The sequence below is a fragment of the Solidesulfovibrio sp. C21 genome (genome assembly GCF_047785625.1).
GTDB lineage: Bacteria > Desulfobacterota > Desulfovibrionia > Desulfovibrionales > Desulfovibrionaceae > Solidesulfovibrio.
In genome coordinates, this window is the sequence record NZ_JBLODY010000053.1 from 17,658 (window position 1) to 29,337 (window position 11,680).

Here is an 11,680-nt window from a genome sequence, read left to right on the forward strand (position 1 = left end):
CCCCCCGGACCCCCTTCAAAAACTTTCAACGGGCTTCGCGCGGTGCGCGTGGCTCCTCTCCGGTTCCCCGATTCCCTGCCGGCGCTCCAGCCGGCAGAAGGAAGGGGGACCGGGGGGCCCTGGGCCCCCCGGCGGGGTCCTGGGGCAGCGCCCCGGGCCGCCGGAGGCACTCCATAGTAAGGGAGAATAGCATGGCAAGTTTTTTTGACGGCAGCGACATCGTCGGCACGGCCATCGAAATCGAACGCCGGGGCCGCAACGTCTATTCCAAGGCGGCGGCCGCCGCCACCAACCCGGACGTCAAAAGCTTCCTGGAATTCTTCGCCGGCGAGGAAGCCCGCCACCAGACCATTTTCGAGGCCATGGCCGGCCGCATCAGCAAGATCGAGATTCCGGCCGGCAGCGACGAAGCGGAATACATGGACTACGTCCAGGCCCTGCTCGATTCCCACGCCCTTTTCTGCGGCGGGGCTCCGGAACAGGACCTGGCCAATGCCTCCGACGCCATCGCGGCCATTGAGCTGGCCAGCCGGTTCGAAAAGGACACCATCCTCTACTTTCGCGAGATGATGGACCTCCTGCCGCAAAACGAGTCCGACATCGTCAAGCAGTGCTTGAACGAGGAGCGGGGGCACCTGCGCCAGCTGCGCGCCATGCTGGTCAAATTACGCAACAAGTCCTAAACGCAAGTGAAACCCGGCGGGCCGTCGCATTCCGGTTGCGGCCCGCCGTCATGCCTTTCCGCCCGCCCGTCCGCCATGGACGCGGATCGGGAAAGGACGCGGGGCAAGGGGGACGGCCATGTACCATGATGATTTCGGCTTCGACGCCATGACCCTGGAAAGCCCCTTGGTTCCCGAGGCCAAGGCCGGTCCCGCCGACGCCTTGGAGCAGGGATTCGCCGGCCGCATGGCCGGGCTTATTCTCGCCTCCGACCTTTTTTCCGCCCGCAACGCCGGTCCCAGGCCCTGGATCGACAGCCTGGAGCTGTCCACCTGCTGGCCGGGCGCGGTCATCCGCTACTGCGGCGAGCGGCTGGACCAGGACGACCTGGACGCCTTTCTCGGCTGCGTGCTGCTGGCCTTTCGGGACACCGGCCGGGCCGGCGCGGCCCGGTTCCACCTGCGCGATCTCACGCGCCTCCTCCGCCCCCGGGGCCGCCGGTTCGCCACGCGGCGGCTGGAACGGTCGCTGTGGCGGCTGGCCAGCGCCCGTATCGAGATCGAGGAGGAAGCCGGCCATGTGCTCATGCAGGCCAAGCTGCTCAACACCCTGCTGTGCGACCGCGCCGCCGGCATCTGCGCCGTGGACGTCAGCCCCCGCGTGATGGAGGCCTTTTGCGCCGCGCCGGTCGTGGAGCGGCTGCTGGCCTGCCGCGCCCCGTTCGAGGCCGGGCGGTTCCACCGCTGGCTGGCCGGGCTGCTTTCCCAGGGACCGGCCGCCTCGCGCCTGGACCTGTCCGCCCTGCGCCGGCTGTCGGGACTGACGCGCCAGCCCATGCCGGCCTTCCGCGTGCGGGCCATCACCGCCCTGCAGGATTTTCTGGACATGGGGCTTCTCGCCGCCATCGAACCGGCCGGGCCCGACAGACTCGTGGCCATGCGCCCCATCGCCCGCGGGGAGGAAGCGGCCTGCCTGCTCCTCTCTTGACGGGATCATCCCATGGACGGCATCATGTCCTCACAGGCCAAGACGTCCTCCGGTTCTGACGCCCCCAAGGCGAAAAAACTGCCAGGGCATGTCTTGTGTCTTTCCCCAGGGCCGCTTCGCACCCTGCCTTTTCGTCGACTGACCCTCGATGTGGCCAGGGATGGGCGGGAATCTTTCATGACGCCCTCGAGACTGCGGTCCTGCCAGGCGTCCCCGTCCGGTACGAACCGCCCGGGTGATGGTATGCCCCAGCCACCGACGCTGGAAGACCTCATAGGCATCGAGCACAGCAAGCTCGGGTTTTACCAGGAGCTGCGCCAGAAGGTGCAGGAGCTCCAGGAGGCCCACGAGGAATCGGAAGTGCGGCGCCAGGAGATCGCGGCCATCCTCGACGGCATCACCGACATCATGATGGTGCTGACCAAGGATCTGCGCATCATCTCCGTCAACCACGTCTTCCACGAACTCTTTAACATCCCCCGGCCCGAAGGGCAGCACTGCTACCGCATCTTCCGCGAGGGCGACCGGCCCTGTCCGGAATGCCCGGCCCACCGGTCGTTCAAGTCCAATGCCGTGTGCCGCTGCATGGGGACCTTCAAGATCGGGGGCGTGGCCCGTCGCTTCGAAATGGTGGCTTCGCCCATCCACAACCCCGACAGCCCGGAGTCCCGCATCCTTATTTTCAAGCGCGACGTCACCCTGGAGACCGAATATCAGGCCAAGTATTACCAGGCCGAAAAGATGGCCACCATCGGCATGCTGGCCGCGGGCGTGGCCCACGAGATCAACAATCCGCTGACCGCCGTCTATGGCCTGGCCGAGGGCATCCGCCGCCGGCTGCCGGTCATCCAGGAGGGCGTGGACGATGCCCTGTACGCGGACGTGGCCGAATACACCGAAACCATTCTCATGGAATGCCGGCGCTGCCGCGACATCGTGCGTTCCATGCTGTCCTTCTCCCGGCCGCACACCCTGGCGTTTTCGCCGGTGTGCTTAAACGAGGTCGTGACGGACACCCTGAGCATCCTGCGCGGCCACCTCGAGGAGCGCGGCAAGCAGGGCCTGCGCCTGACCGTCAACCGGTTCGATCCCCTGCCCACCGTGCCCGGCGACGAGGCCCAGCTCAAGCAGGTGCTTTTGAACATCCTCGTCAACTCCATGGACGCCATTGCCGGCGAAGGCGAAATCACCATCACCACGCACCCGGAAAACGACAACACCGTCAACCTGTCCGTCGAGGACACCGGCTGCGGCATTCCGCCGGAAAACATGGACAAGCTCTTCAATCCCTTTTTCACCACCAAGCCCGTGGGCAAGGGCATCGGCATCGGCCTTGCTGCCTGCTACGGCATCGTGCGCGAACACCACGGCCTTATCGAAGTGGCCAGCGAAGTGGGGCTCGGCACCCACGTCACGGTGAAACTCCCCTTGGACAGCGGCCAATCCAGTGAATAATCCCTACGGTCTTCTCGTCGTGGACGACGAACCTTCCATCGGCAAGCTTCTGTTCAAGGAGTTTACCACCCCGGCCCGCACGGTGCATGTGGCGGCCAGCGCCCGCGAGGCCCGGGAGCTTATGGCCAAGCACGAGTTCGAGGTGGCCGTGCTCGACATCCGCCTGCCCGACGTCAACGGCATCGACCTCATGGTGGAGCTCAAGGCCCGCCAGGAGGATCTGGAATGCATCCTCGTCACCGGGCACGGCGCCATCGACACGGCGGTCGAGGCCATGAAGCTCGGGGCCTTCGACTATGTGACCAAGCCGTTCAATCTGGCCGAGCTGGAACTTTTGATCGAGCGGGCCTACCAGCGCACCTTCCTGCGCCGGGAAAACAGGCGGTTGCGGCATTTTCAGGGCGAGACCCCGCCGGTCAAGCTGGTGGGCAACTCCCCGGCCTTAAAGCAGGTCCGCTACCTGATCGAAAAAGTGGCCCCGACCGAGGTGCCGGTGCTCATCACCGGCGAATCCGGGGCCGGCAAGGAAGTGGCGGCCCACCTTATCCAGTCGCTTTCCAAACGGGCGGACAAGCCGTTTTTCATCAAGAACTGCGCCACGCTGCAAAAGGAACTGGCCCGAAGCGAACTGTTCGGCCATCTGCGCGGCTCGTTTACCGGGGCGGTGGAAAACAGCGAAGGCTTCATGGCCTTTGCCAACAAGGGCACGCTGTTTCTCGACGAGATCGGCGAGCTGCCCATCGAGGTCCAGGCGGCGCTCTTGCGCGTGCTGGAAAACAAGACCTACCGCCGGGTGGGCGAAAAGGAAGAGCGCCGGGCGGATATCCGCCTGCTCTTCGCCACCAACCGCGAGCTGGTCAAGGAAGTGGCCGAGGGGCGGTTCCACGAGGCGTTGTTTCACCGCATCAACGTCTTCAACATCGAGATGCCGCCGCTGCGGGAACGCCGCGAGGACATCCCGCTGCTGGTGGAGTTTTTCCTGTCGCGCCTGACCGCCGGGCAGGCCCCGTTTCGCATTTCCGACCGGGCCATGAAGTGCCTGACCGAATACGATTGGCCGGGCAACGTGCGCGAACTGCGAAACGTCATGGAGCGTTCCATCATCCTGTCCGAAAACAACCTCATCACCGAACACGCCCTGCCCCACGAGTTTCTGGAACCGGATCGGGCCGAGGAGGACATTTTGACCCTCGAGGCCAAGGAGAAGGAGCACATCGCCAAGGTGCTCAACTTCTACGACAACAACCGGTCGCTGGCCGCCGAGGCGCTCGGCATCTGCCGCAAGACGCTCTATCGCAAGATCCGGCAGTACAACCTGTTCTAGGGGCGCGCCGCCAGGACCGGGCGGCGTGGGGCATCGCGGTCGAACGCTCTTTCGAGACCGAGGGCGCGCATCTCGACACCTGGTGGTTCTCCAGCCTGCCGCGGGAGCGGCGAAGCGAAGCCCCCCCCTTCCAGGTGCCCTACTTTCACCGCACCTTAAGCGACTGGCAGGGCTTCTTCCGGCGCGTCCGCCGTTTTTGTCCGTTCCCCCGGAGCGAAGAGGTCTTGCGCCGTGCCAGCCTTTCTCTCCAGCACGTCGATACTGCTTAAAATAACATATTAAAAAACGCCGTCTATCTTTTATGTTATCAATAATACAATACAGTTGATACATAAAGAATTCGGCGTTATGGTGCCTTTTGACCCATTGATGCACTTAAACTGGATCAAAATTTCTTTTTCGCAATAAAACAAATAAAATAAATATGTTATATGCAAATTGGGGGATTTGGCCGTACCGACGGCAGTGTCAGCGTGTCACACTGGCAGATGATATCGCGTGATAGTCCCAGCCAATCTTCCCAATTCCTGGTTTTCCGCGCCCAAATTTGTTGGCCTGCTTCTTGCTGCCATATTGAGACCTATGTCGCGTCAATCCGCTTATGCAAGCAACGCCGGGGAAAAACATCCCCTTTCCAAACAGCGTTCGCCGGCTGGAAGATTGCATGCGCGCGACGTCGATGCGGCTGGAGCGCGTTTTTCCGCACAACATGTCGCCCCAGCCCATTCCCGGACCGCAGCAACAACGGGCGCGAATTCCGCCGCGTCATGGCGACAGGAATCACGCTTCGCAAAAAAGCGTGACACAACAATCCGGAACGCCATCCGCCGCAACACAACAGAACCGGCCGACACGAACGGCCGCGTCTGACCCGGGAGAGAGATTCATGCGCAGCATTCCCGTCGAAACGGCCCAGGGCATGGTCCTTTGCCACGACATCACCCGCATCGTGCCGGGCGAGGGCAAGGGACCCGCTTTCCGCAAGGGACATATCATCGCCCCCGAGGACATCCCGGTCCTTTTGCGCCTGGGCAAGGAACACATCTACGTCTGGGACCTGGCCGAGGGGCTGGTCCACGAGGACGACGCGGCCGGACGCATCGCCCGGGCCATCGCCGGCGAAGGCATCACCTTCACCCAGCCCTGCGAGGGCCGCATCAACCTGCTGGCCGACCGGCGGGGGCTGCTCAAGATCAATGTCGACGCCCTGCGACGCTGCAATTCCATCGACGAGGTGACCATCGCCACCATGCACGGCGACACCGTGGTTTCCGAGGGGCAGATGCTGGCCGGCACCCGGGTGGTGCCGCTGGTCGTGGCCGCCGAGAAGCTCGACGCGGTGGAGAAGGTCACGGCCGAGACCGGCCCGCTGGTCATGGTGCGCCCGTTTAAGCCGCTGCGCGTGGGCGTGGTCACCACCGGGGGCGAGGTCTACCACGGCCGCATCAAGGACAAGTTCGGCCCGGTCCTGCGCCGCAAGTTCGACGACCTCGGCTGCTCGGTCATACGGCAGGTCATCGTGCCCGACGACAAGGACATGACCGTGCGCGCCATCCGCCAGCTTCTGGCCGACGGCGCGGAGATGATCGCGGTCACGGGCGGCATGTCGGTCGACCCCGACGACCTGTCCCCGTCGTCGATCCGGGCCGCCGGCGGCGAAGTCGTCACCTACGGCTCGCCCACCTTCCCCGGGGCAATGTTCATGCTGGCCTACATCGGCGACGTGCCCGTGGTGGGGCTGCCCGGGTGCGTCATGTACCACAAGGCCAGCATATTCGATTTGACGGTGCCGCGGCTGGTGGCCGGCGAAAAGCTGACCCGGGCCGACATCGTGGAACTCGGGCATGGGGGCCTGTGCGCCATGTGCCCGGAATGCCGCTACCCGCTTTGCGGGTTTGGCAAGAGCTGAGGAGGAAACGGCCTCGGCCGTCTTTTCCGGAAGAGCTCGCGCGAAGCGGCAGCGGACAGCGTGCCTGCGCCCCTGGCAAGCGGCGTGCGTATCGGCGGAAACGGAAATCCTCTAACCAGAGCACGGAGAAACGCATGGAAATTGCAAAAAAACTGGAAAAGATCTGGATCGTGAACGGCATTGAGCGCAAGCTCATTGTCGATCCCGACGCCTTCCTGTCCGAAGTGCTGCGCGAGCAGATGCATCTGGTCGGCACCAAGGTCGGTTGCGGCAAGGGCCAGTGCGGCGCCTGCTCCGTCATCCTCGACGGCAAGGTCGTGCGCTCGTGCATCACCAAGGTCCGCCGCATCGACAACTACGCCAACATCACCACCATCGAAGGTCTGGGCACGCCCCAGAACCTGCATCCGCTGCAGGTGGCCTGGGTGGTCAACGGCGCGGCCCAGTGCGGCTTCTGCTCACCCGGTTTCATCATGTCCGCCAAGGGCCTGCTGGACGAAAATCCCAAGCCCACCCGCGAGCAGGTCCGCGACTGGTTCCAGAAGCACAAGAACGTGTGCCGCTGCACCGGCTACATTCCGCTGGTCGACTCGGTCATGGACGCCGCCAAGGTGTTGCGCGGTGAGATGACCCTCGACATCAACCACAACTTCCCGGCGGACGGCAATATCTTCAACTCCCGCGCGCCGCGTCCCTCCGGCGTGGCCAAGGTCACCGGCCAGTGGGCTTTCGGCGACGACCAGAAGCTCCAGCTGCCCGCCGACACCCTGCACCTGGCCATTGTCGAGGCGCGGGTCTCCCACGCCAACATCAAGGGCATCGACTACTCCGAAGCCCTCAAGATGCCGGGCGTGCACAGCGTGATCACCGCCAAGGACATCAAGGGCAAAAACCGCATCACCGGCCTGATCACCTTCCCCACCAACAAGGGTGACGGCTGGGATCGTCCGATCCTGTGCGACACCAAGGTATTCCAGTACGGCGACGCCATCGCCCTGGTCGCGGCCGATTCCGAGAAGAACGCCCGCGCCGCCGCCGAGAAGGTGAAGGTCGACCTGGAAGTCCTGCCGGCCTACATGAACGCGCCCGCGGCCATGGCCGAAGACGCCATCGAGATCCACCCCGGCACCCCGAACACCTATTACAAGCAGGGCCTGATCAAGGGCGACGATCCCGAGCCGTTTTTCAGCAGCCCCGACTGCGTGGTGGCCGAAGGCAGCTATTACACCCAGCGCCAGCCCCACATGCCCATCGAGCCTGACGTCGGTTACGCCATGTACGACGAGGAAGGTGTCCTTCGCATCTACTCCAAGTCCATCGGCCTGCACCTGCACATGTACATGATCGCCCCGGGCCTGGGTGTCGAGCCGCCTGCGATCGCCCTGATCCAGCTGCCCACCGGCGGTACCTTCGGTTACAAGTTCTCCCCGACCATGGAAGCCCTCGTCGGCGCGGCCACCATGGCCACCGGCCGCCCCTGCCACCTGCACTACAACTACGCCCAGCAGCAGTACTACACCGGCAAGCGTTCCCCGTTCTGGACCACCGGCAAGGTGGCCGCGGACAAGAAGACCGGCAAGATCAAGGGCACCCAGCACGAGTGGATCTGTGACCACGGCCCCTACTCCGAGTTCGGCGACCTGCTGACCCTGCGCGGCGCCCAGTACTTCATGGCCGGCTACGGCATCCCGAACATGCGCGCCGTGGGCTACTGCGTGTGCACCAACCATGGTTGGGGTTCGGCCTTCCGCGGCTATGGTTCGCCGGAGATCATGTTCCCCTCCGAAGTGCTGCTGGACGAGCTGGCGCTCAAGGGCGGCTGGGATCCGCTGGAACTGCGCTACGTCAACTGCTACCGTCCGGGCGACACCACCCCGACCGGACAGGTGCCTGACTCCTTCATGTACCCGGAGATGATCGACATCCTCCGTCCGAAGTACAAGGAGGCTCTGGCCAACGCCAAGCGCCACTCCACCGACACCCTGAAAAAGGGCGTGGGCGTGGCCTTCGGCATCTACGGTTCCGGCCTGGACGGCCCGGATACCGCCGGTTCCGACATCGAGCTCAATCCCGACGGCACCGTGACGGTCATCAACACCTGGCAGGATCATGGCCAGGGTTCCGATCTTGCCTCCATGTGCGTCGCCCACGAGGCCTTAAAGCCCCTGGGTATCCCGGCCAGCAAGATCAAGCTGTTCATGAACGACACGAGCAAGTGCCCGAACTCCGGCCCGGCCGGCGGTTCCCGCTCCAACGTCATGGTCGGTAACGCCATCATCAACAGCTGCACCCAGCTCCTCGACGCCATGCGCAAGCCGGATGGCACCTTCCGCACCTACGACGAGATGGTCAAAGACGGTCTCAAGACCAAGTACAACGGCACCTGGACGCAGCCGGCCACCGACTGTGACCCGGTCACCGGCCAGGGCGAGCCGTTCGCCAACTACATGTACGGTCTGTTCATGGCCGAGGTCACCGTGGACACCACCACCGGCAAGACCCAGGTCGACAAGATGACCCTCGTCGAGGACGTGGGAACCCTGACCAACCGTCAGACCGTCGACGGCCAGAACTGGGGCGGTCTCGCCCAGGGCGTCGGTCTGGCCCTCACCGAGGACTTCGAGGACATCAAGAAGCACTCCTCCATGGCCGGCGCCGGCATCCCCTACATCAAGGACGTCCCGGACGTCATGGAGCTGATCTACGTCGACTCGCCGCGTAAGCACGGCCCGTTCGGCGCTTCCGGCGTGGGCGAAGTGCCGCTGTGCGGTCCGCACCCGGCCATCATCAACGCCATCGCCAATGCCACGGGCGGCGCGTTTGTCCGCCACCTCCCGGCCTACCCCGAGAAGGTGCTCGCCGCCATCAAGGAGCTTGGCAAGTAACCGCAAGGGTCCTATCATTGTCTTAAAAATGGGCGACGGGACGGACGCGCAAGCGTCCGTCCCGTCGTATCCCATCGGAAGGTCTTCATGAATCAGCAGGAGCTGCGGGACATCGAACACCGGTGCATCGAGGAGGAACAGCCTCGCTGCCAGGCAGCCTGTCCCATCCATGTGGATGTGCGGGCATTCATGGCCAAGATGGCGTCCGGAGACCTCTCCGGCGCACGCAAGGTCCTTGACCGCACCATGCCCCTGCCGGGCGTGCTGGCCAGGATCTGCGACCATCCTTGCGAGGCGGTCTGCCTGCGCGAAAGCATCGGCGGCCCCCTGGCCATGGGCCATCTGGAACGGACCTGCGCCCTTGGAACCGCCACCGGCGGCAAACCTATGTGCATGCCGGCCAAGGGCAAATCCGTGGCCGGGCTCGGCGGGGACCTAAGCGCCCTGACCCTGGCCTGGGACCTAGCCAAGAAAGGTTACGCCGTCACGCTGTTCGTCCCCGGGGATGCGCCCGGAGGCGCTCTGCGCGACCTGCCGTCCGACATCCTGCCGCCCGAAGTCCTGACCGAAAATCTTGACATCCTCGGCCGCATGGGCGTGACCGTAAAGACCGGACAGCCCCTTTCCGACGATCTCCTCACCGAGGTCCAACAAAATTTCGACGCCGTCTACGTGGAGTGCGCCGGCGACAATCCGCTTGGCCGCAGCCGCGCGGACGTCGACCCCGTGACCCTGGCCGGCGGCCCCGAAGGCGTCTTCTGCGGCGGCTGGCCCGCCCCGGACGGCAGCCGCTCCGTCATCAACCTGGTGGCCGACGGCCGCCGGGCCGGCTCTTCCGTCGACCGCTATCTTTCCGGCGCGACACTGACCACAAGCCGGGAAAAGGAAGGCGTGGTCACCACGCGCAGCTTCACTAACCTCAAGGGCATCGCGAGCGTGGCGCGCAACGACCCCGACGACCCCGTCGCCGGCTACACGCCCGAGGCCGCCAAGGCCGAGGCCGCCCGCTGCATCCATTGCGATTGCATGGAGTGCGTCAAGGCCTGCGAATACCTCAAGCACTACAAGGGCTATCCCAAGCTCTACACCCGGCAGATCTACAACAACCTTTCCATCGTCCTCGGCAACCATTACCTGAACCGCATGATCGACTCGTGCACGCTGTGCGGGCTGTGCACCGAGATCTGCCCCGAGGACTTCTCCATGGCCGAACTGTGCCTGGACTCGCGCCGGGATATGGTCAAGCGCGGCAAGATGCCGCCCTCGGCCCACGAGTTCGCCCTGGAGGACATGGCCTTTTCCAACGGCCCGGATTGTGCGCTCCTCCGCACCGAACCCGGCAAGGACGCCTGCGCCCACCTCTTTTTCCCGGGCTGCCAGCTGGCCGGCGAACCCGATGGCCGCATTCCCCAGGCCTACGCCTTTTTGCGGGAAAAACTCTCCGGCGGCGTGGGCCTGGCCCTCGGCTGCTGCGGCGCGCCCGCGCTTTGGTCCGGACGCCAGCCCCTCTTCGAAGAGGTCGTGGCCGCGTTCAAGGCGCAGTGGGAAGCCCTCGGCAAGCCGCGCCTCATCACGGCCTGTTCCTCCTGCCTGACCGTTTTCCGGCAGGCCGCGCCGGAAATCCCGGCCACCTCGCTGTGGGAGGTCATGGAAGCCGAGACCGGGCTGCCCGAAACGACCGGCTTTTCCCCGGCCGCGCCGGTGGCCGTCCACGACTCCTGCACCTCACGCCACAACGCGCCGCTCCAGCAGGCCGTGCGCGCGATTCTGGCCAAGCGCGGCGTCGCCTTCGAGGAGCTGCCGCTGTCCGGCCGCTACACCGAATGCTGCGGTTTCGGCGGGCTCGTGGGTAACGCCCACCCCGAACTGGCCAAGGCCATCACCGAACGCCGGGCCGCCGCCTCGGACAAGGACTTCCTCGCCACCTGCGCCATGTGCCGCGACCGGCTCTCCCACGTGGGCAAGCGGGCCTACCACCTCCTCGACATCCTCTTCCCCGGCGACGCGACGGACGATCCGGCCGCGCGGCCCGATCCCGGCTTCTCCATGCGCCACGAGACCCGGGCCCGTCTGCGCCGCCAGCTTCTGGCCGCAGTCTGGAACGAACAGGTCGACGCCAAGGCCCCTGTGGGACCGGATTTCGTGGTCAGCCCGGAAGTGCGCGCCCTCCTGGAAGCGCGCCACATCCTCGACGACGACGTGAAACGCACCCTGGCCCATGCCGAAACCACGGGCCGGAAATTCCTTAACCGCGAAACCGGACGCTTCCTGGCCAGTTTCACGCCGCACCGCGTCACCTACTGGGTGGAATACGTGATGGAAGGCGATGTCGCCCGGGTCTTCACCGCCTACAGCCACCGCATGTCCGTGAACAATGTCGGGAAGTAGAAGAGGGGATGCCTCCGGCGGCCAGGGGGAAACTTTTTAAAAAAAGTTTCCCCCTGGACCCCCTTCAAA

At 64.8% G+C, this 11,680-nt stretch carries 7 protein-coding genes; all 7 read left to right on the plus strand.

Going from position 1 to position 11,680, the window contains the following annotated elements; translation table 11 throughout:
- The first annotated feature begins 191 nt into the window (after positions 1 to 191).
- The 7 genes from ACMZ6R_RS14690 (at position 192) to ACMZ6R_RS14720 (ending at position 11,611) form a co-directional block, all read left to right on the plus strand.
- Positions 192 to 683 carry a ferritin-like domain-containing protein gene (locus ACMZ6R_RS14690; protein ID WP_416112760.1) on the plus strand — a complete coding sequence of 164 codons (492 nt, stop codon included), beginning with the start codon at positions 192 to 194 and terminating at the stop codon, positions 681 to 683.
- 118 nt (positions 684 to 801) lie between these two features.
- The gene (locus ACMZ6R_RS14695; protein ID WP_416112762.1) at positions 802 to 1,650 is read left to right on the plus strand and encodes a hypothetical protein; all 849 of its coding nucleotides are present in this window, start codon (positions 802 to 804) and stop codon (positions 1,648 to 1,650) included.
- Positions 1,651 to 1,674: 24 nt separating this feature from the next.
- Complete coding sequence (locus tag ACMZ6R_RS14700) at positions 1,675 to 3,105, plus strand: two-component system sensor histidine kinase NtrB (RefSeq protein WP_416112772.1); 1,431 nt, start codon at positions 1,675 to 1,677, stop codon at positions 3,103 to 3,105.
- Entirely contained in the window at positions 3,098 to 4,429 is a 1,332-nt protein-coding gene (locus ACMZ6R_RS14705) for a sigma-54-dependent transcriptional regulator (RefSeq protein ID WP_416112764.1), read from the plus strand. Before ACMZ6R_RS14700 ends, ACMZ6R_RS14705 begins: the two co-directional genes overlap by 8 nt.
- A gap of 886 nt (positions 4,430 to 5,315) precedes the next feature.
- On the plus strand, positions 5,316 to 6,338 hold the full coding sequence (locus ACMZ6R_RS14710; RefSeq protein WP_416112766.1) for a molybdopterin-binding protein: 1,023 nt from the start codon (positions 5,316 to 5,318) through the stop codon (positions 6,336 to 6,338).
- 134 nt (positions 6,339 to 6,472) lie between these two features.
- On the plus strand, positions 6,473 to 9,223 hold the full coding sequence (locus tag ACMZ6R_RS14715; RefSeq protein ID WP_416112768.1) for a molybdopterin-dependent aldehyde oxidoreductase: 2,751 nt from the start codon (positions 6,473 to 6,475) through the stop codon (positions 9,221 to 9,223).
- Positions 9,224 to 9,310: 87 nt separating this feature from the next.
- A complete protein-coding gene (locus ACMZ6R_RS14720; protein ID WP_416112770.1) occupies positions 9,311 to 11,611 on the plus strand; it encodes a pyridine nucleotide-disulfide oxidoreductase/dicluster-binding protein in 2,301 nt (766 codons plus the stop codon).
- Positions 11,612 to 11,680: the final 69 nt, after the last annotated feature.

Bases quoted from the DNA above. Each gene is read 5' to 3' on its own strand.
- ACMZ6R_RS14690 (WP_416112760.1), top strand. From the start codon at position 192: ATGGCAAGTTTTTTTGACGGCAGCGACATCGTCGGCACGGCCATCGAA.
- ACMZ6R_RS14700 (WP_416112772.1), top strand. From the start codon at position 1,675: ATGTCCTCACAGGCCAAGACGTCCTCCGGTTCTGACGCCCCCAAGGCG.
- ACMZ6R_RS14710 (WP_416112766.1), top strand. From the start codon at position 5,316: ATGCGCAGCATTCCCGTCGAAACGGCCCAGGGCATGGTCCTTTGCCAC.
- ACMZ6R_RS14720 (WP_416112770.1), top strand. From the start codon at position 9,311: ATGAATCAGCAGGAGCTGCGGGACATCGAACACCGGTGCATCGAGGAG.
- ACMZ6R_RS14715 (WP_416112768.1), top strand. From the start codon at position 6,473: ATGGAAATTGCAAAAAAACTGGAAAAGATCTGGATCGTGAACGGCATT.
- ACMZ6R_RS14695 (WP_416112762.1), top strand. From the start codon at position 802: ATGTACCATGATGATTTCGGCTTCGACGCCATGACCCTGGAAAGCCCC.